The organism is Psychrobacillus sp. FSL K6-1267, assembly GCF_038003265.1.
In the GTDB taxonomy this organism is placed as follows: domain Bacteria; phylum Bacillota; class Bacilli; order Bacillales_A; family Planococcaceae; genus Psychrobacillus; species Psychrobacillus faecigallinarum.
Map to the genome: position 1 here is coordinate 1389153 of NZ_JBBOOR010000001.1, position 21461 is coordinate 1410613.

At 37.5% G+C, this 21461-nt stretch carries 18 protein-coding genes; 15 read left to right on the plus strand and 3 right to left on the minus strand.

Annotated features, from left to right (window positions below; translation table 11 throughout):
* Positions 1–22 precede the first annotated feature (22 nt).
* The 5 genes from odhB to MHB55_RS06770 all read left to right on the plus strand — a co-directional run bounded on the left by odhB (position 23) and on the right by MHB55_RS06770 (position 6370).
* Complete coding sequence (gene odhB, locus MHB55_RS06750) at positions 23–1255, plus strand: 2-oxoglutarate dehydrogenase complex dihydrolipoyllysine-residue succinyltransferase (protein WP_154311160.1); 1233 nt, start codon at positions 23–25, stop codon at positions 1253–1255.
* 736 nt (positions 1256–1991) lie between these two features.
* Positions 1992–3260 carry an ammonium transporter gene (locus tag MHB55_RS06755; RefSeq protein ID WP_340862867.1) on the plus strand — a complete coding sequence of 423 codons (1269 nt, stop codon included), beginning with the start codon at positions 1992–1994 and terminating at the stop codon, positions 3258–3260.
* Positions 3261–3323: 63 nt separating this feature from the next.
* On the plus strand, positions 3324–4277 hold the full coding sequence (locus MHB55_RS06760; RefSeq protein ID WP_154311158.1) for a DUF294 nucleotidyltransferase-like domain-containing protein: 954 nt from the start codon (positions 3324–3326) through the stop codon (positions 4275–4277).
* Between the two features lie 24 nt (positions 4278–4301).
* Positions 4302–5021, plus strand: a complete 720-nt coding sequence (locus MHB55_RS06765) for an exonuclease domain-containing protein (protein WP_154311157.1) — start codon at positions 4302–4304, stop codon at positions 5019–5021.
* A gap of 482 nt (positions 5022–5503) precedes the next feature.
* Entirely contained in the window at positions 5504–6370 is an 867-nt protein-coding gene (locus MHB55_RS06770) for an alpha/beta fold hydrolase (protein ID WP_340862868.1), read from the plus strand.
* Between the two features lie 69 nt (positions 6371–6439).
* On the opposite strand, the gene MHB55_RS06775 is transcribed toward MHB55_RS06770, so the two are convergent.
* From MHB55_RS06775 to MHB55_RS06785, 3 genes are all read right to left on the minus strand, one after another.
* Entirely contained in the window at positions 6440–7630 is a 1191-nt protein-coding gene (locus MHB55_RS06775) for a M14 family metallopeptidase (RefSeq protein ID WP_340862869.1), read from the minus strand.
* A gap of 110 nt (positions 7631–7740) precedes the next feature.
* Positions 7741–8223 carry a ribonuclease E activity regulator RraA gene (gene rraA, locus MHB55_RS06780; protein WP_340862870.1) on the minus strand — a complete coding sequence of 161 codons (483 nt, stop codon included), beginning with the start codon at positions 8221–8223 and terminating at the stop codon, positions 7741–7743.
* 166 nt (positions 8224–8389) lie between these two features.
* On the minus strand, positions 8390–10075 hold the full coding sequence (locus tag MHB55_RS06785) for an Rqc2 family fibronectin-binding protein (protein WP_154311153.1): 1686 nt from the start codon (positions 10073–10075) through the stop codon (positions 8390–8392).
* Between the two features lie 284 nt (positions 10076–10359).
* Here MHB55_RS06785 and gmk point away from each other — a divergent pair, with 284 nt between their 5' ends.
* The 10 genes from gmk to rsgA all read left to right on the plus strand — a co-directional run bounded on the left by gmk (position 10360) and on the right by rsgA (position 21460).
* Complete coding sequence (gene gmk, locus MHB55_RS06790; protein WP_144538004.1) at positions 10360–10980, plus strand: guanylate kinase; 621 nt, start codon at positions 10360–10362, stop codon at positions 10978–10980.
* Entirely contained in the window at positions 10981–11205 is a 225-nt protein-coding gene (rpoZ, locus tag MHB55_RS06795; protein WP_144538005.1) for a DNA-directed RNA polymerase subunit omega, read from the plus strand.
* Positions 11206–11366: 161 nt separating this feature from the next.
* On the plus strand, positions 11367–12575 hold the full coding sequence (gene coaBC / locus MHB55_RS06800) for a bifunctional phosphopantothenoylcysteine decarboxylase/phosphopantothenate--cysteine ligase CoaBC (RefSeq protein WP_340862871.1): 1209 nt from the start codon (positions 11367–11369) through the stop codon (positions 12573–12575).
* Positions 12572–14983: a primosomal protein N' gene (gene priA, locus MHB55_RS06805; RefSeq protein WP_340862872.1), complete on the plus strand. Its 2412-nt coding sequence runs from the start codon at positions 12572–12574 to the stop codon at positions 14981–14983. Before coaBC ends, priA begins: the two co-directional genes overlap by 4 nt.
* Positions 14984–15007: 24 nt before the next feature.
* Positions 15008–15499 (plus strand): peptide deformylase, encoded by a 492-nt coding sequence (def, locus tag MHB55_RS06810; protein ID WP_144538008.1) that lies wholly within the window; start codon positions 15008–15010, stop codon positions 15497–15499.
* The gene (fmt, locus tag MHB55_RS06815; protein ID WP_340862873.1) at positions 15496–16437 is read left to right on the plus strand and encodes a methionyl-tRNA formyltransferase; all 942 of its coding nucleotides are present in this window, start codon (positions 15496–15498) and stop codon (positions 16435–16437) included. The genes def and fmt overlap by 4 nt, the downstream gene beginning before the upstream one ends.
* Complete coding sequence (gene rsmB, locus MHB55_RS06820; protein WP_340862874.1) at positions 16434–17786, plus strand: 16S rRNA (cytosine(967)-C(5))-methyltransferase RsmB; 1353 nt, start codon at positions 16434–16436, stop codon at positions 17784–17786. The genes fmt and rsmB overlap by 4 nt, the downstream gene beginning before the upstream one ends.
* Positions 17787–17824: 38 nt before the next feature.
* Positions 17825–18571, plus strand: coding sequence for a Stp1/IreP family PP2C-type Ser/Thr phosphatase (locus tag MHB55_RS06825; RefSeq protein ID WP_340862875.1), 747 nt, complete (start codon positions 17825–17827; stop codon positions 18569–18571).
* A gap of 2 nt (positions 18572–18573) precedes the next feature.
* The gene (gene pknB / locus MHB55_RS06830; protein WP_144538012.1) at positions 18574–20562 is read left to right on the plus strand and encodes a Stk1 family PASTA domain-containing Ser/Thr kinase; all 1989 of its coding nucleotides are present in this window, start codon (positions 18574–18576) and stop codon (positions 20560–20562) included.
* A 16-nt stretch (positions 20563–20578) separates the two neighbouring features.
* The gene (gene rsgA / locus MHB55_RS06835; RefSeq protein ID WP_151110593.1) at positions 20579–21460 is read left to right on the plus strand and encodes a ribosome small subunit-dependent GTPase A; all 882 of its coding nucleotides are present in this window, start codon (positions 20579–20581) and stop codon (positions 21458–21460) included.
* Position 21461: the final 1 nt, after the last annotated feature.

A 21461-nucleotide genomic window follows, 5' to 3' on the forward strand; every position in this document is an offset into this window, starting at 1 on the left:
CAACTAAGAGGAGGTAGTTTAAGTGGCTGAAATTATTGTTCCAGAACTAGCAGAGTCTATTACAGAGGGCACTATCGCTCAGTGGTTAAAAAAACCAGGTGATACTGTTGAAAAAGGTGAGTTCATTGTTGAGCTTGAGACAGATAAAGTAAATGTTGAGGTTATTTCGGAGGAAGCAGGAGTAGTTAGTGAGCTATTATTTGGTGAAGGAGATACAGTGCAAGTAGGAGAAGTTATTGCGATTGTTGGTGAAGGATCTGGAGCTCCTGCTTCACAACCTAAAAATGAGAAAGTGGAAGTAGAAGAGAAAGTACCAGAAATACCTAAGGCAGAAAATGCACCGATTACTAATACAGAAGGGACCTCTGATCATCAAGGTCGACCAATTGCTAGTCCTGCTGCACGAAAACTTGCAAGAGAAAAAGGTATTGACTTAAATGATGTATCACCTGTCGATCCAATGGGACGGGTTCGTGTACAAGATGTATCTGCTCATGGTTCAAAACAAACAACAGAGTCGCCTAAATTAGCATCTGCTCCTGTTAATGAAAATGATGGGCGTACCACTCGCGAAAAAATGTCTCGTCGACGCCAAACCATTGCTTCACGTTTGTTAGAAGTTAGACAAAGCACTGCAATGCTAACGACGTTTAATGAAATCGATATGACGAATGTTATGGCTTTACGCTCTCGTAAAAAAGATAAATTCTTTGAGGATAACGATGTTCGTTTAGGATTTATGTCATTTTTCACAAAAGCTGTAGTTGCTGCTCTTAAAAAATATCCTTATGTCAATTCTCAACTCGATGGAGAATATATTGTCAAAAACAACTTCTATGATATCGGTATTGCTGTATCTACAGAGGGAGGTCTTGTAGTACCTATCGTCCGTGATGCAGATCGCAAAAATTTTGCGGAAATTGAAGGAGATATTGCTGGCCTTGCTAAAAAAGCTCGAGATAACAAGCTAGCTCTTTCTGACATGACTGGAGGCTCCTTTACCATAACAAATGGTGGTGTATTTGGTTCACTCATGTCGACGCCAATCTTAAATGGGACTCAGGTTGGTATTTTAGGTATGCATACGATACAGAAACGTCCGGTAGCTGTGGGTCTCGAAATAGAAATTCGTCCAATGATGTATGTGGCTTTGTCTTATGATCATCGCGTAATTGACGGAAAGGATTCCGTGGGATTTTTAAAAACCGTAAAAGAGCTACTGGAAAACCCGGAGGATTTAATGCTTGAATCCTAACAAATCTAAGTGGGACAATAAAAGGAATTTTAAGGTTAACTCAGCTAGAAATAATTTGAAAAATAGAATTTAAATATCTTCCAAGGAATGGTGTGCAGTAAATAACCGTGTTAATTCCTAATGGAAAAGTGATTCACACAACATAAAAGCTTACTGGATAGATTGTATAATCCAGTAAGCTTTTTTTATTATTAAGAAACCGAAAACCGTATAAAGAAGTAACAAAGCGATAGAGTTATTATTTTCTGGGAAATACTTTTGCGTAACGGATAATTGAAATGATAGGAATAACACTGTATTTAAGTGGTGACACATTAAATTTTATTTCAATGGACATTTCATGTCTGCTGGTAGGTGATCTTTTAGATAATAAGCTCGAGGATTAATGTGGATTTGTGAAAGGCACTGAGATACATTTCATATGTCTGTACTAATTCCAATAAATTTGCATGCACCTCTCGACTATTCTTCTTTCTATTGGAGTTGTTTGTCATGTCATCTTTAAAAAAAGCTTAAAGCAGTTATTAGCCTTGTGTGACAAGGAAAAGGGAAGGATTTATTCATAAATCGTATTCACAAGTCCATGTCACATATATTCACATAAAATAAATTAAATTCAGAAAATAATATTGACATTCGTTATAAAACCAGTAAAATAAAAATATAAATAATTTATGTTATATTTCATAACATGATAAAGGGAGTAAACATAACATAAATAAAAGGGGGAGTTAGAATGGAAGATGTCATGTATTTGATGAACAGCTTATGGACCATGGTTGCTGCAATTTTAGTTATTTTTATGATTGGTGGATTTATACTTTTAGAAGCTGGTTCAACAAGAATGAAGAATGCTGGTCACGTTGCTGGTAAAACAATTTTTACATTCGGCTTGGCTTCATTAGTATTTTGGGCCGTCGGATATGGATTTATATTTGGAGGAAATGCTAACTTTTTTGTAGGAATGACTGATTTCTTCTATGGTGGTGGAATACAGGAGGGAGCGAGCGTTTCTCCGACTGTCTTTTTTGTCTTTCAATTAGCGTTTGCTGGGATTGCAGTTACCATTGCTCTTGGTGGATTTGCAGAGCGTGCAAAATTATCTGCGTATGTTATTTTTACCATTCTATTCGGCATAATCGTTTATCCGGTAATCGCTCATTGGGTATGGGGAGGCGGATGGCTAGCGGAGCATGGTAAGCAAGATTTTGCTGGATCTACAGTAGTTCATTTAACAGGTGCAGCGGCTGCACTTGCTGCAACAATGATTCTTAAGCCTAGAATTGGAAAATATAATAAAGATGGCTCTGCCAATAATTTAGCGGGTCATAACCAAGTGTATACTGCATTAGGCGTATTGATCCTATGGGTTGGCTGGTTTGGATTTAATGCAGGCAGTACTGTTTCTGTAGATGCGGCATTCTTTGGGTATGTAGCCTTAAATACTGCGCTTGCAGCCGGTGCAGGAGCTGTAGCGGCGACATTTATATCGTGGGTAGCTTTAGGGAAATCGGATATACCGACTATTTTAAACGGTGCTTTAGCTGGGTTGGTTGCTATTACTGCGTCTTGTGCTTTTGTGGATGTATGGGCGTCGGTTGTGATTGGTTTAATCGCTGGCGTTTTAGTATTTTATAGTGCGCGATTCTTTGAAAAGAGAAAAATTGACGACCCAATATATGCTCTTTCGGTTCATGGAACTGCTGGTATTTGGGGAACTTTATCAACTGGTTTCTTTGCTACAACAGAACTTGCGACTACTGGTAAACCAGGTTTATTTTATGGAGGTGGGATTGACCAATTATTAGTCCAATTAATGGGAGTAGCGGCGTGTGGAGTATTCGCATTTGCAGTGTCATATGCTATCCTATTTATAATGAAAAAAGTCATGGGTGGTATTCGAGTGACTGAAGAAGAAGAAATTATGGGCTTAGACATGAGCGAGCATGGAAACTATGGTTATCCAGAGCAAATGGTTTTAGAGGAAGCAAAAGGCACTAATTGATTCGAATAAAATAGAAACAAAAGCCTCTGGTTCAGAGGCTTTTTGCTTAAAGGGAGTGTGGTCGTGGAAACATATGAATCCATAAGAGAATGGAAGGACCGGCAAATAATGTCCTATTTGAAAGATACCATTTCTCTCAATGTTTTTCATGATCAAGTAATGCACAAAGTAATGGATGTTGCTAAAACCACGGCAGGAACACCTCCTTGTGATTTTACGTGGTTCATCACGGGGAGTGGTGGGAGAAAAGAGCAAGGCTTGATCAGTGACCAAGACCATGGAATTGTATACGAATGGTCGAGTGAAAAAAATGATACTTATTTTAAAACACTGGGAGATGAGCTTGCGCTTGGCCTGTACGTAGTGGGTTATCCTTATTGTAAAGGGAATATTATGAGTTCCAATCCTATGTGGTGCAAATCGTTTGAGCAGTGGCAAGAACAATTGGGTGATTGGTTGAGTGATGAAGGATGGGAAGCTATTAGATATCTACAAATATTCTTTGATGCAAGAGCATTGTACGGCAATCAAAGTTATACACATCAATTAAAATCTATTATTTGTGAATTCGTACGGCAACATCCTTCCACCCTTCCACGCTTCTCCTCCAATATAAAGCATATAAAAAATGTGATTGGTCCTTTTGGTCAAATATTGGTAGAAAGACATGGACCCTATCAAGGAAATGTGAATTTTAAGTACGCAGCTTTTTTGCCATATGTAAACGCAGTGCGCTTATTGTCGATAAAGGAATGTGTTTTGGAGACCTCTACTTTAAATAGGATGAATCAATTGACTAGGCTAAATGATTATAAAAAAATGCTTCAAAATTGCGAAAAAAATTTCATGGAGTTATTAAAATACCGGATGATTTTACTTCAAAAAGAAGAATATGAGGATACGCATTACTTAAATATAAACAACTTAAACAAGGAACAACTGCAAAATATGAAAAGAATATTAAAGGATGGAAAAAGGCTACATGCGGAAGTAATTGAACTAACTAGTATAAGTTAATGAAATAAAGGGTGTTGGTTGGCGATGGCTTTTGAACCGTTTATGCAAATATTGAGAGGGCTACAAGGGAAGCGGACAAATGTGGGTATTAGTGACGTACAAAATGCTCAGCAAATGGCATTTTTACGTAATTTGCAAAAGGAAATAACTCAAGATGTGCTGAATATCCCTTTGGAGAATTTAAATGTTGTAGTCTTTGATATTGAAACAACGGGCTTCTTTCCTGAAAAAGGTGATTGCATCATTTCTATTGGAGCTATTAAAATGACAGGGGAAAAGATTATAGAAGAAGATTTTTTTTATTCTCTTGTACATGTCAAACGAGAAATTCCTGATGAAATTGTTCAATTAACTGGCATTACAAATGAACAATTAAGGGATGCATTGTCACTTGAGGAGGTATTTATTAAGTTTCTTCAATTTAAACAAAATAGCACCTTGGTTGCTCATCATGCTACACATGAAAGGAACTTTATGGAACATACCAGTTCAACCTTATTTCGAACACCATTTAAGCATCGGATTGTAGATACATCTTTTCTTTTAAAAGTAATAGAGCCTAATTTGAATATAATAGCATTAGAAGATTTGTGTGATTATAATAATATTCCAGTAATTGGACGCCATCATGCTCTAGGAGATGCTAAAATGACTGCTAAGCTATGGAGTATTTATGTGAATAAAGCAAAAGAGGTTGGCTGCGAGACGTTAAACGATGTCTACCATCGCTTTGCAAGAATATGAGCGAAATAAAAGAGATTCAAGTAAGTGGACGGGTCAAAATCCAACATAAAAATTTATACGCCCTAAAAATTTATCGATTAGTTAATTTTTAGGGCTTTTTTCTACTGCATAGCCGTTGTTCTCCGTTGCGGCGGCAGCTTTCCTGGGGCATGGGTCGAGCCTTTAGTCTCTCCTGCGAGCTTGTCCCCTAGGTGTCGCCGTCTTCGCTCCGAACAACTATAGTTTTCTTCGACATCAAGTGAAAACTGTACATAATTTCAGGTATAAAAGAGGACAACTTCACTTAAATTAATATTTACGAAACAAGAAAATCACTCAGAATGAAGTGTCCTTTTGGTTAGAAATTATAACAAGAATCAATTCCCGGCATTTTTAACTAGCATTAAACTACTCATTTTCCAGCCTCATATTATTATTTTAGAAGAGGGTATCTCTATATTTAAATCGAATATATACAGGAGATGAAGATAGGGAGTGAGTGCTTGAAGGATAAACAACTATTAATAGATAGAAGAAATATTATTAATTACTATGAAGCTGGTGATAAACGAAATCCTTTAATTATTTGTCTACATGGACTGGCTGGGAACTCTATTTACACATACAGTGAGTTATCTGTTCTATTAGACAAGGATTTTCATCTTATCATGTTGGATCTTCCTGGTCATGGTGGCTCGAGCTCTTTAAAGGGAGAAGACGATTATTTATTTTCTTCATTGGCACAGTGGTTGCAAAAAGTTATTAAACAAATTACTATAAAGCCTTTTTATATAATGGGTCACTCCTGGGGAGCTGATTTAGCACTTCATTATACACGGTATCATCCTACGGATCTATTAGGGATTATTTTGTTGGATGGAGGATTTACATTTCCTGTGAATCAACCAGAAATGACATTTGACGTAGCGTTAAGTGGATGGGATACATATATGGATAATTCCACATTAGTAGATTGGGATACTATTATAAAGGAATACAAGACTTATACAAAACAATGGAATAATGAAAAGGAGGAGTTTGTAAGTTCACTTTTTCGAAAAGAAGAGAATCGATATACTTTAATCTCAACTAAATATACGGTCATATCGATTATAAAAGCTTTCTTCCTAGAGCCTTTTGCCGATACCTATCCATCCATACGTGCTCCATTATTGCTTATTCACGCAACCTATCCGAAGTTTTTAGATAAAGCTCGTTTACTAGGTATACATCAGATAGAAACAGCTATCAAAGACGTAACCATTATTGCTATGGAACATTCAGGACATATGCTTCAATGGGATGAACCAGAACAAACTGCAATTGTTATTAAAAAATGGATTTTAGAGAAAGAATATATAACCAAATAGAAATTATATTGTCGTATTCATAGGTTAAAGCACTTAATCCGGTTTCGCAAAAGGAAACCGGATTTTTGCTTACAAATATAAGGCTGATAGAAAGATTCCTAGTGCGTCCTCATAAATTTCATCAAATTGAGATAGTGGAAGGGGATTGGTACCAATGCCAAGCTCAATAGTGAATCCTGGCCTCCTCCAATCTTGTATGAACCAGTCTTTATAGCCAGCATAGCTATTAGTTGTTTCTACAGGAATATAGCCGCTAGCTTCACCAAATTGAATAGCGAGGACCTCGTTTTCAGGAGGCTGAAGATCTTCAAAACCCCAATATATGACTTGGCCTTGTGTGTGAAAAGGGAGTACTCGAGCAAAGTCTCTTTTTCTAGTTAAATCAGCCATTGCGATTGCCTCTGGTTCAGAAAGGGGGCTTTCTCCACCGTAATCTCTCGGTCCGGGAGTTTTAGGGTTTCTATCTCTTTCTAGCTCCCATAGTGCGGGAAACTGATCATTTAAGTCTACACCGTTTATATTGGCCTTCCATCCAGAAAAGTTAGTACTTCCGCTATTCCATTCGGTAACGTTGCTTCTATATGGCTCCTCAGTTGGAGGACCATTAATGACTAAGTTTACACCGTCTGGATTGACCATCGGCACTATAGAAAGGAAGGTTTGCTCATATAATGGTGTTGTAAGAATCCCTCTAATCGAACCTTGACTTGTCAAAGAGAGCAAATAGTCATTTAAAAAAGTCATAATAATTGGTGTGGTGATCCATTCATTTGCGTGGAAGGACCCATCATAATGGACTCGCTTGTTTCCATTGCCGATTATAATTTCTTGGAGGTCTTTGCCCATAACAGAGCTGCCAATCGAAGAAACTTTAATAAATGGATACACTGTTTGGAGGCGTCTAATATCGATAGACAATGCCTCGTAGTCGTAATTTTGTTTACCATTAACGACTCTCCATGTAATTCTTAGGGGAATTTTAATTGTTTGACCAATCTGCAAAGAGCTTGGATCAATATTGGGGTTAGCTAAAAGAATTTCATCTACTGAAACATTTCGACTTTGAGCAAGCGCCCACAGAGATTCTCCTCGTCTGATTTGGTAATCCAATCCTACGTATCCAGGGACTTGTATACGCTGACCTAATGGAATTTGTTGAGGGTTTACGCTTTGGTTAGAATCGAGAATTAACTGTAGTGGAATATTAAACAACTGACTATAATAATAAAGGGAATCCCCTTGTCTTACAAAAACATCCATGCCTTTCCTCCACTTCATTCTATACATCTTAAAAGTATATGTATGTAGGGAATGTAAGATGACTTTTTAAACAATACAAAGCGGCCAAAATATATTTCGACCGCTGTTGTTTAGTCAATCAATTTTCTCTTAGAAATAACTAGGCCATCCTCATCGACATAAACATAATCTCCTGGATGCCAATCAACCCCTAAGAAAAACAATGGGATATCTTCTTCACCGGTCCCTTCTTTTTTACTTTTTAAAGGATTGCTTCCAAGTGCTAGTATTCCAATATCTAGCAGAGACAAATCTTTAGAATCTCGAATACAGCCATTTATAATAATTCCGGCTAAATTTCGACTTTCGGCAGTCCTTGCTAGCCGATCTCCCAATAGAGCGCACTTTTTAGATCCCCCTCCATCGATTACTAAAACATTACCTGCTGGAATGCTTTCTAAAGCATGACTTACTAACACATTGTCCTCAAAAACTTTAACGGTACAAATAGGGCCAGAAAAGCTATGGATTTTACCGTAAGATTTAAATTCGGAACCTATTACCTGTAGCTCATTTGAATAATCATCACATAAATCAGCGGTTTGAAATGTCATAGAATTTGCCTCCTAGTTTATTAAAATTATATTTCTACTAATTTACTATTACTTTATTCTATTATCAAAGGTTATGAGATATAATTCTGAAAATATTTGTGTGTTTTATTGATGTATTAGACTAAAAAAACGACTGGCAGGGATAGCCCTATCAGTCGTTTCTAAATTATCTTTTCATCTGTCTTATTTTCTCCTCGTCTGGAGTAACGAACAGGGTAGTTTGTTCAAAATAAATGACAAATCCAGGTTTTGAGCCATTTGGCTTTTTTACTTGTTTTACAACTGTGTAATCAACTGGTACTGAGGAAGATTCACGTGCTTTACTATAATATGCTGCGAGGTTAGCTGCTTCTGACAATGCAATTTCTGATGGTTTATCAGAATGTATAACTACGTGGGAACCAGGTATATCCTTTGTATGCAGCCATGTGTCTGATTTCTTCGCTAGTTTGAAGGTAACATAGTCGTTTTGTTTATTGTTCTTTCCAACAGAAATTTCTGTGCCATCTGAAGCTATATACTTTTCAGGTGTTGGTTTTACCGGCTTTTTCTTCTTTTTTGAAGCACGCATTTTTAGTAATCCCTGCTCCATCAATTCTTCTCGGATTTCCTCTATATCCGTTGGAGAGGCTTGCATCACTTGCTGAAGTAGCAATTCAAAATAGTCGATATCTTCTTTAGTAATTTCAAATTGCTGTTCAATTTTTAATAAGGCAGTTTTAGCTTTTGTATAGCGGCTATAGTAGCTCTGTGCATTCTGTGTAGCCGTCTTTCTACTATCTAAAGGGATAACTATTGTTCCTTGTGTTTCATCGTAATAGTTAACGAGCTCAACCTCAGACAACCCTTTTTCGATCGCGTAAGCATTCGCCATCAGTAATTCACCGTATAATTGGAATGTATCTAATCTTTCGGCCTGCTCGAAATCCTTCTGGAGTTTTTTCATTTTTAGTTTTAGCTTATTTAGTTCGTTTTGGAGCCATCTTTCCAAGTCTCCTGCCTGCTGCTTCACTCTGTCACGTTCAGCCTTAGCAAAATAAACGCGATCTAGTAAATTACCTAGTGTTTGTTCATTGAATTTATCTCCATCCAAATGAGTAAGTGCGTTCGGAGAGTAATATGTTTTACCATTTACCTCTACAATTTGCTTAGCGATTCCACCTTTTACAAATTCGTCCATAAATGATTTATATATCATTAGACGATCAGAAACGCCATCCATACGATGAAGTAATTCCTTGGCATGAAGTGGAGAAAAACCCGAAATTTGCTCAACTATTTCTTTAGAATCCTGAACCGAAAGAATCACATTTTTCAGGTCCTCTGAATATACTAGTGGGTTGAGCTTGTTCTGAGATGGTGGCGAGATATAGGGTTGACCAGGTAAAATCGTCCGATAGCTGTTCATAGATGGTGATAAGTGTTTTATGCTTTCTAATATAAGATTTCTGCTAGGGTCTATTAAAAGTAGATTACTATGACGACCCATAACCTCCATATGAATCTCACGTGTAATCTCATCACCTATCTCATTTTTTCCGAGTATTTCAAGGACAATAATGCGGTCCGTTTCATGCTGGCGTACTGCGGTGATGATTCCTCCTTCTAAATGCTTGCGAAGTACCATGCAAAACATTGGGGGAGAAGATGGGTTATCGATTGTCTCATGTGTAATTTGTATGCGCGAGTATGAAGGATGAACAGAAAACAGTAATTTGAAATTCTTTCCTTGAGCACGGACTTGCATTAATATTTCCTGAGCGTTTGGCTGGTGTATTTTAGAAATACGGCCTGTTACTATTTGTTGTAATTCAGTTGTCATTGAGATAGTAAATAATCCATCAAAAGCCATAATAATTCCTCTTTCAAAAACATTTTTTTATCAATCGAGTGCTAGCTATAATTGTGAGAGATGTATATCTGTCTAATTTGCTAATCTTTAAAGTGATTCATCTAGCTCTACTTTTATAAAAAAGACTAGAAAAAAAGTAAAAAGTCATTGTTACATTATAAAAGTAACAAACAAGTCTTTGCTTTTCTTTTAATCTTATCATTTTATAGAGGACTTGTGTTATAATCAGTAAAGTATGTATTAAAGTTAGCAGTCTGAGATAGCATGTAATTGAAGGAGATTTTATGCGAAGAGAAAAAGGTATACTAATCGTATTATCAGGTCCATCCGGAGTTGGTAAAGGGACAGTGAGAAAAGAATTATTCTCGGAACCGGGAACAAACTACGAATATTCCATATCTATGACGACAAGACTTCCGCGCGAAGGTGAAGTAGATGGTGTGGATTATTTCTTTAAAAAGAAAGAAGAATTCGAAGAGTTAATTGAGCAAGGTAAGTTGTTAGAGTATGCCTCTTACGTAGGGAATTACTATGGAACCCCAATCGATTATGTGAATGAAACGCTTGACTCAGGTCGAGATGTCTTTTTAGAAATTGAAGTCCAAGGAGCTGCATTGGTACGTGAAAAAGCACCAGATGCGCTTTTTATATTCCTTGCACCTCCTAGCTTGAGTGAGTTGGAGCAACGTTTAATAGGTAGAGGAACTGAAACAGAAGATGTCATCAATTCACGTATTCTTGCTGCAAGGCAGGAACTAGAGATGATGCATCTGTATGATTATGTCGTGGAGAATGATGAAGTAACAAAAGCTTGTTCAAAGATTAATGCAATTGTTGCTGCAGAGCATTGTCGGCGCGAACGTGTAGAAAAAAGATATTTATCCATGTTGGAAGGGGAATTTTAAATGTTATATCCATCAGTAGATTCATTAAAAAATCAAATCGATTCAAAATATTCATTAGTAAGCGTTGCTTCTAAGAGAGCACGTCAATTGCAAGAAGAGGGTGGAGAGCGTCTCGGCATCTACGTTTCTGCAAAACAAGTTGGAAAAGCGTTAGAAGAAGTAGCAGCTGGCGAACTTAAAATCGAATCAGCTAACGAAAACGCTGTATACGAGGACGAAGTATAAAATAACCTTCATTTAGCTTAGATATTGTTAGCTAAAGGAATTGTTAAAAGCCTCGACGGATACCTTAGGAGTAAACCCGCAAGGCTAATCGGATGATGAAGACACCTCCCAAAGAATGTATCTGTTCTTTGGGAGGTTGTTGTTTAGAGAGGGGATTAATAATGTTAACTTCTAAAAGAATTCTTGTTTGTGTTACGGGAGGTATAGCTGTTTATAAAGCGGTTGCTTTAGTAAGCAAGCTTTCACAGGCTGGAGCTGAAGTAAAAGTGATTATGACAGAATCCGCTATGGAATTTGTAAAGCCTTTAAGTTTTCAGGCGATGTCACGAAATGATGTTTACTTTGACACGTTTGATGAAAAAAACTCTAAAGTCATTGCCCATATAGATTTAGCAGACTGGGCAGATTTAGTTATTGTTGCTCCTGCAACAGCTAATACTATCGCAAAGTTAGCAAATGGAATTGCTGATAATATGGTGACCACTACCCTTTTAGCAACTACCGCAGATGTTTGGATCGCACCTGCTATGAATGTACATATGTACGACAATCCTGCAGTAAAACGTAATATTGAAAAGCTTTCAAACGACGGTTATTCATTTATCGAGCCATCTGAAGGCTTTTTAGCATGTGGTTATATTGGTAAGGGAAGACTAGAGGAGCCAGAAAAAATAGTTAAGCTAGTGGAAGAACATTTTGCACCTTGTGATTTGCCTTTAAAAGGTAAAAGAGTAGTTGTCACCGCTGGTCCAACTAGAGAAAAATTAGATCCAGTCCGCTTTTTGACTAATTTTTCTAGCGGAAAAATGGGTTATGCAATGGCAGAGGCTGCATCTAGGCTAGGTGCAGAGACTATTCTCGTTTCGGGTCCAGTTGCTATAGAAGCGCCAAGGAATGTTAAGGTAGTTAATGTTGAAAGTACTGAAGACATGTTTGTTGCAGTACTGGAGCATTTTGATAGTGCATCAATTATAGTCAAAACAGCTGCAGTAGCTGATTATAAAGCGAAAGAAATACACCCTCAAAAGATGAAGAAAAAAGATGGTGAAGTCACTATAGCTCTTGAAAAAACTACGGATATATTGTCAGAGCTTGGAAAACGTAAATCACATCAAATACTAGTTGGTTTTGCAGCTGAAACGAATGATGTAGTCCATTATGCTAAAGGTAAATTAGAGAAGAAGAATGCAGACTATATAATAGCTAATGATGTTACTGAAGAGGGTTCAGGTTTTGGGACAGAAACTAATTCTGTTACGCTGGTTGGAAAGAACGATATAGAAGTTCATTTCCCTCAAAACAGTAAGAAGGAGCTTGCTCTTCAGTTATTTCACACTATTATTGAGCTTGAAAAAGATGAGGCTCTATGATTGTAGAGGTCATAGTTGACGTAGCTGCATATCCTATTGATCGGCCATTTGATTATGTAGTGCCAGGGCATTTAGAGGATTTAGTGGAGCGAGGAAGCCGTGTCCATGTTCCTTTCGGTAATCGAAAAGTGCAAGGATTTATCACGAATATAAAACGAGAAACAGAAGTAGATAGATCGAAGCTAAAGGAAGTTCAATCTATAATAGATGTAGAGCCAGTTATTACAGAGGAACTGCTCAAATTATCCAAGTGGATGACAAAGAAAACTCTCTGCTATGAAATTGATGCACTTCAAGTAATGCTTCCCGCAGCATTGCGAGCGTCTTATAAAAAAAATATTAAAATTGTAGACCCCACCCAATTGGAAAAAGAGATTCTAGAGCTTTTTGGTAGAAAAGAAGTGCTTCCTTATGAAGCTTTTGAAAAATCGGGAATGCTAAAGATGATGAAAAAGCATTTAACTGAAGGAAGTTTAGAGCTCGAAAATGTTATCAAGCAACAAGCAAGGGTCAAAACAGTTACTAAATATACGCTTGTAGATGATAAGGATTTTGTTGTTGGCCAGCTCAATAAACTCACAAAACAAGCAGTGAGACAAAAAGAGTTAATCGAGTGGCTATTAGCTCAAGAAAAAAACTCATTTACAATGCAGGAATTAATTCAGGCTGCAAATGTTAGTAATGCTACCGTCAATACTCTTATTAATAAAAAAATATTAGTGAAAGAGCAAGAAGAAGTGTATCGAGAGATTACTTCGCTCGATTATCAGGATCGTGACAATCACGTTCAGCTAACAGTTGAACAGGAAACAGCATTATCTCATATAACTAAAGCTCAAAACAACGAAGAGAATACAACTTTCCTACTTCATGGCATTACTGGCAGTGGTAAAACAGAAATCTACTTACATGCAATTGAAAAATCTATAGCAGAAGGAAAACAGGCAATAATGCTAGTACCTGAAATTTCCTTGACACCTCAAATGACACGCCGTTTCAAGCTTCGCTTTGGTGATCAGGTGGCTGTCATGCATAGCGGTTTATCTACCGGAGAGAAATTTGATGAGTGGCGCAAAATTTGGCGTGGTGAAGTTATGGTTGTTGTCGGGGCAAGATCCGCAGTATTTGCTCCATTTAAGAATTTAGGTGTCATTATTTTAGATGAGGAGCATGAGTCCTCTTATAAACAGGAGGACACACCTCGCTATCATGCTAGAGATGTGGCAATTTGGAGAAGTGAGTTTCACAAATGCCCCGTTATTTTAGGTAGTGCCACCCCCTCATTAGAATCATATGCACGTGCATCAAAGGGAGTTTATACACTATTATCGTTAAGCATGAGAGCAAAAGAGCAGGCTCTTCCAACAGTTAACATAGTGGATATGCGCGCGGAACTGAAAAGTGGCAATCGTTCCATGTTTAGTCTACCTTTAGCAGATGCAATTCGAGAAAAATTAGAAATGAAGGAACAAATTGTATTATTCCTTAACAAAAGAGGGTTCTCTTCCTTTGTACTTTGTAGAGATTGTGGGACAGTTGTAGAATGCGACCAATGTGATATTTCCTTAACCTACCATCGAGAAGGCGAGCGATTAAAATGTCACTATTGTGGACATGAGGAGCCTGTGCCCCAAGAGTGCCCTGAATGTCAAAGTGAGCACATCCGTTTTTTTGGTACGGGTACACAAAAAGTTGAAGAGGAAATAACTAAATTATTTCCTTATGCCAGAGTATTGCGTATGGATGTGGATACTACAAGGACAAAGGGATCACATGAACGTATACTTAAAAAGTTTGGCGATGGCGAAGCAGATATTTTATTAGGTACACAAATGATAGCCAAGGGATTGGACTTTCCTAATATTACTTTAGTCGGGGTTTTAAATGCAGATACAACTTTGCATATTGCAGATTTTCGGGCTGCTGAAAAGACGTTTCAGCTTATGACGCAGGTTAGTGGTAGAGCAGGAAGGCATGATAAAGAAGGAGTTGTATATATTCAAACATATACTCCAGAGCACTATGCGATAGAGTACTCAAAGGATCAGTTGTACGAGCCTTTTTATCACAATGAAATGATCATGCGTAAGCAATATGAATATCCACCCTTCTATTTCGTAACACTTGTGCAAGTGACTCATGAAAATGTACTCCTTGCAGCTGAATATGCGAAACTTGCTACCGATTGGTTAAGAGATAATTTATCAAGCACGAGTATGGTAATAGGACCAACAGCAAGCGCAATAAGCAAGATACAAAATAGATATCGTTACCAATGTTTGATAAAATACAAAAAAGAACCACTATTAATCGAAAAACTACAGCAACTGATTAAAATTTATCGTACGGAGTGGATAAAAAAAGGTATCGTGCTTACGGTAGACCTTGACCCATCCACAATTTTATAGGCTGTTTGAAAAGAGGACTAAGAAATGGCAATTAGAAATATTATTACACACCCAAATGATTTATTGACTAAAAAATGTGAAGAGGTTCATGTATTTGATGAGAAGCTTGCAAATTTATTGGATGATATGTATGACACGATGATCGCCTCAGATGGAATTGGTCTTGCTGCGCCACAGGTCGGCGAAACGATTCAAGTGGCTATCGTGGATCTAGGAGAAGGACAAGAGGTGATCGAAATGGTCAATCCAGAAGTCGTCGAAATAGGTGGATCAGAAGTAGAAGTTGAAGGCTGTTTAAGCTTCCCGGATATTTATGGAGAGGTGGAGCGACCTTTTTATGTGAAGGTAGAGGCACAGGATCGTGATGGCGCTTTATATGAGTTAGAGGCAGAGGACTATGAAGCAAGAGCAATCCTTCATGAAATTGATCATCTACACGGGGTTCTATTCACTACTAAAATTACTCGTTATGTTGATGTGGAAGAATTGGAGAATGAACTGGAGGAAGAGCTATGACATCCATTGTATTTATGGGTACACCTGCCTTTTCGGCTCCTATTTTACGCATGCTAGTGGAAGAGGGTTATGAAGTAAGTGCAGTCGTAACTCAACCTGACCGCCCAGTTGGAAGAAAAAAAGTTTTAACGCCGTCACCTGTAAAGGAAGAGGCTTTAGAACTTGGATTACCGATTATTCAACCTAACAAGTTAAAGGGCTCTGAGGAGCTCAATCAAATACTTAATCTTGCTCCAGATTTAATCATAACTGCTGCCTTTGGACAAATATTGCCGAAGGAGCTCTTAGAGGCTCCAAAATACGGTTGTATTAATGTGCATGCTTCCTTGCTTCCTTCCTATCGTGGAGGAGCTCCAATACACCAAGCAATAATAGATGGTCAAGATAAAACCGGGGTTACCATCATGTATATGGAAGAAAAGCTAGATGCAGGAGATATTATATCGCAACGTGAAATCCCTATTACTCATTTAGATGATACCGGAATTCTTTTTGATAAATTAAGCGAAGTAGGTACACTGCTTTTAAAAGAGACTTTGCCGCTAATCATCACAGGTCGAAACGAACGCATAGTACAAGATGAATCGCTTGTGACCTATGCGAAAAATATTTCACGTGAGCAGGAAAGAATAGACTGGACTAAATCTGCTTTAGAAATTCACAACCAAATACGTGGTCTTCATCCATGGCCAGTAGCATATACAACATTGGATGGACAAACAGTGAAGCTTTGGAAAGCGGATATAATAGAAGTAAATACAAATGAACTGCCAGGTACAGTTGTAAAAATAGAATCGGATTACCTTGTTGTCCAAACAGGCGCTGAAGAAGCAATTCGAATTGACGAACTACAGCCAGCTGGAAAGAAAAGAATGTCTGCAAATGACTATTTGCGTGGCGTTGGTTCTAAATTGCGAATAGGAGATAAATTTGAATGACAAAAAAGAACGAAAAAATATGGACTGGTAATGTTAGGGATGCAGCCTTAACTATTTTAATGGCGGTTGAAAAACAACAAGCATATAGTAACCTTTTGCTGCATCAGACAATTGAAAAGTACAATATTGAGCCAAAAGATCGAGCGTTGTTAACCGAGTTAACCTATGGAACACTTCAGCATAAAATGACTTTGGATTATTATCTAAAACCATTTATAAAAGGAAAGCTTGACGATTGGGTTAGACAGCTTCTTCGATTATCTCTATATCAAATCCATTATTTATCTAGAATTCCTGATCATGCAGCAGTGAATGAAGCGGTTAATATAGCAAAGAGAAGAGGTCATAAAGGAATTTCTGGAGTAGTGAACGGTATTTTGCGTTCAATTCTTCGAGAGGGGGTTAGTTCGACAGAAAGTATTGTGGACGATGTCGAGCGTCTTTCTATTGAAACAAGTCACCCTCTTTGGATGGTTAAACGATTTATATCAGAATATGGTTTCGAAACAACTAAGAAAATGCTTGAGGAAAACAATGAGCCACCAGTAACAACTTTGCGTGTCAATTTGTTTAAACGAACTGTAGAGCAAGTGATGCATTTGATGACACAAGAAGGATATGTCGTTGCACAAAGCGAAGTTATTCCAGAGTGTATTTATTTGTTTAATGGCCAGGCAGCAAAAACCACCGCTTTCCAAAAAGGATTTGTTACGATTCAAGACGAAAGCTCCATGATCCCAGCGTATGCCCTTCAACCTGAACCGGGCATGATTGTTTTAGATATGTGCTCAGCACCAGGAGGAAAAACAACACATATTGCTGAAAAAATGAAAAACACTGGTAAGCTTGTAGCTATGGATATCCATCAACATAAATTGAAGCTAGTAAAAGAAAATGCGGAAAGGCTGGGCTTTAGTTTCATAGAAACAGTTGAAAAGGATGGACGCAAAGCTTCTGAGTTATTCCCAGAGCAAACATTTGACCGTATTTTAGTGGACGCTCCTTGCAGTGGTTTAGGTGTTATGAAAAGAAAGCCAGATATTAAATACACAAAAAATGAAAAGGATTTTGATTCATTAAAGCCTATTCAGCTCAAATTGTTAGATGAAGCATATAAGCTATTGAAGCCAAATGGATTAATGGTTTATAGTACGTGTACAGTGGATAAGGAAGAAAATGAAGGAACCGCTAAACTATTTTTGGAAAATCACCCAGATATGCAACTAAAATCTTTTCCAGACGTTGTAAAAAATATAAAACAACAAGAAGAGGATGGTATGTTACAGCTGTTTCCTCAAGACTTAAGAAGTGACGGATTTTTTGTAGCAGTTTTTCAAAAACAGAGCTGATTGCAACGAGCTCTATCTATGAAGAGGTGAAGGTATAAATGAGGTTCGTTGTTAAAACTGATGTAGGCATGAAAAGAACGATCAATGAAGATCGTGTGGGTGTATTTCAGCGAGAGGATGGTCGTGTATTAGCGGTTGTTGCAGACGGAATGGGCGGACATAATGCCGGGGATGTAGCAAGTGAAATGGCCATTACAGAATTTGAAAAATATTTTCATGCTTATAATCCTTCTGTTGTTCCAGAAAAAGAATGGTTAATGTACACTTTCCAAACGATAAATCAGCTTATAGCTCAGCATTCTACCTCAAATACAGGCTGTGAAGGAATGGGGACTACATTAATTGCCGGCTTGTTTGAAAACAGTAAAGGCAGTAAAGGAATTATTGCGCATATAGGAGATAGCCGTGTTTATCAAATTACCGAAAATTTGGTTCAACAGATTACAAGAGATCACTCTTTTGTAAATGTACTGCTCGATTCAGGAGAAATTAATGAAGAGCAAGCAAAAACTCATCCTATGAAAAATGCAATTATGAAGGCTGTCGGAACAGAAAAAACTATTCATCCAGATTTTTTTGAGGTAGAATTTGTCGCTAATTCTTATTTTCTTTTTTGCACAGACGGATTAAGTAACAAATTAAGTGATTCCTTTATACAAAGCCTGCTTTACTCCAAGAAGTCTCTTCAAGTAATGGGAGATGAATTAGTGGAGGAAGCGAACAAGTCAGGTGGAGAAGATAATATCTCTCTGATTTTGTTAACAAACAAGGATGAGGAGGTGTAAGGATGTTAATCGGTAAAAGAGTTAGCGGCAGATATAAATTGCTAGAAATGATTGGTGGAGGCGGCATGTCCAATGTTTATTTGGCACATGACATGATTTTAGACAGAGATGTCGCGATTAAAGTATTGCGATATGATTTTTCTAACGAAGAAGAATTACGTCGTCGCTTTCAACGTGAAGCACTATCTGCAACAAGCCTTACACACCCTAATATAGTCAATATTTATGATGTCGGAGAAGATGAAGATATTCATTATATTGTTATGGAACATGTAAAAGGTGAAACGTTAAAACAATACATACAGAGTAATGCACCGGTTTCACCGATCAAATCAATCACTATTATGAAACAGTTAACTTCTGCAATTTCTAATGCACATAATAATCATATTATTCATCGGGATATTAAACCCCAGAATATTTTATTGGACGAGCAAGAAAATGTGAAAATAACTGATTTTGGAATAGCGATGGCATTGAGTGCGACCTCCCATACGCAGACCAATTCAGTATTAGGTACAGTACATTATTTATCACCAGAACAAGCACGTGGGGGCACAGCAACTAGAGAATCTGATATATATGCATTAGGTATAGTATTATTTGAACTTCTAACAGGACAGCTTCCTTTTTCGGGAGAATCAGCTGTTTCGATTGCCTTAAAGCACTTACAGGCTGAAACACCTTCAGTTAGAGCAATTAATCCTGCAATCCCACAAAGTCTTGAAAACGTAGTATTAAAAGCAACTGCAAAAGATCCTAGAAATAGATATCGTTCTGCTGAGGAAATGGAAAGAGACTTATCAACTGCCATGTCACCAGAAAGGTCTAATGAACCAAAATTTGTTGTACCGGTAGACGATGGAGCTACCAAGGTGCTTCCTATTATTAAAGAGCCTGTTTCTTTCGAGGATGTAGCAGAAACAAAAAAAATACCTACGGAGGCTCCTTCACCAGTATCAACAAAGAAGCCAAAGAAAAAAATAAAAAAATGGAAAGTTATAACAGGGATAATTGCTGGCTTGATTTTACTTGCATTAATCATCATTATTGCTTTCCCGGGATTGTTTAAACCAGACAAGATAGAGGTTCCACCTATTGCTGGGTTAGAATTAGAGGCTGCCATAAAGCTACTTGAATCAGAAGGCTTCGTCATTGGGGAGCAAATATTGGAATTTGACGATGAGATTGAAAAGGATCATGTTATTCGTACAACTCCGGAAGAGGGGAAAATGCGCGATAAAGAAACTGAAGTAGATCTTTACGTATCTCAAGGTAAAAAAACATCAGCAATGAGTAACTATGAAAACCAGGATATTGATCAGGTGAAGGCTTTGTTACAAAAGCAAGGATTTCGTAGTATCGATGATAGTGATAAAATATACTCTTCTGCTTCCGCTGGTACCATCTTAAAGCAAGAACCTGCAGCTGGAGAAGATATTATACCAGAAGAAACTGACATCTATTTCCAAGTTAGTCTTGGACCAGAAATGATTACACTAAGAGACTTAAGGGAATATAATGAAAAAAACCTTAACGAATATGCAACAAGTACAGGTATAAAGGTCGTAAGAACAAAAGAAGTACATCATGATAAGATTCCAAAGGGAGCAGTTGTAGAACAATCCCCTGCACCTAATGTGAAGATAGTTAAAGGGAGTACGGTAGAGGTAGTAATTTCTAAAGGACCTCAGCAAAAGAAGACTCAGACAGTTGTGAAAACCGTAACCATTGAATATTTACCTCCAGAAATAGATGGAGAGGACGGAGAAGAGGACGGAGAGATGGAACAGGAAGTGGTTCCACAAATTATTCGTATCTACATCCAAGACAAAAACCATAAATTAACTGATCCCCCTGTGGAAGAATTTGAAATTACTTCAACAATCGATAAAAAGATTTCATTAGAAATTGTAGAAGGCGAGACAGGTGGATACCTTATCAAAAGGGATCAAGAGGTTGTAGCGCAAGATAGCGTATCATATGAATAAATTAGGGAGGCATAGGATGCCAAACGGACAAATAAGAAAAGCACTTAGTGGATTTTACTATGTATATGACAACGGTAACATCATACAATGCAGAGGGAGAGGCGTCTTTAGAAATAGAGGCGAGTCTCCTCTAGTAGGTGATTTTGTCGACTATACGGTAGAAGGAGAAAACGATGGAACTATCACCGTTCTTCATGAAAGAAAAAATAACCTAGTTCGTCCGCCAATTGCTAATATTGATCAAGCGATTTTAGTTTTTTCTATTAAAGAACCAGATTTTAATACCATTTTATTGGATCGCTTTTTAGTAGTTCTCGAATCGTTTAATATTGAGCCAATCATTTGCTTGACGAAAAGTGATTTAATGGATGAAAAAATGAAAAAAACAATGGCAGTATATATTTCTGACTATGAAAAAATTGGTTATGAAATATTAATGACCTATAAAGATGATCCGGCTTTTCATGAAAAAATTTCCCCGGTTTTAAAAGGAAAAACCACGGTACTAGCTGGTCAGTCTGGAGTAGGGAAATCTACTTTACTGAATACAATTCTACCTTCGCTAGATTTAAAAACAGGTGTAATTTCTGATGCTTTAGGAAGAGGAAAGCATACGACCAGACATGTAGAGTTAATAGAGGTTTGTGATGGTCTTTTAGCGGATACGCCTGGTTTTAGTTCCTTTGAATTCGATTTAATGGAAAAAGAAGAACTATCTAGTTGTTTTCCAGACTTTGTAGAACGTCAAGATGGTTGTAAATATCGTGGATGCTTACACGTAAATGAACCTAAATGTGCAGTTAAGCAAGCAGTAGAGCTAGGAGAAATAAAAGATTACCGATATAAACATTATCTACAGTTTTATGAAGAAATCGTAGAAAGAAAGCCGAGGTACTAAA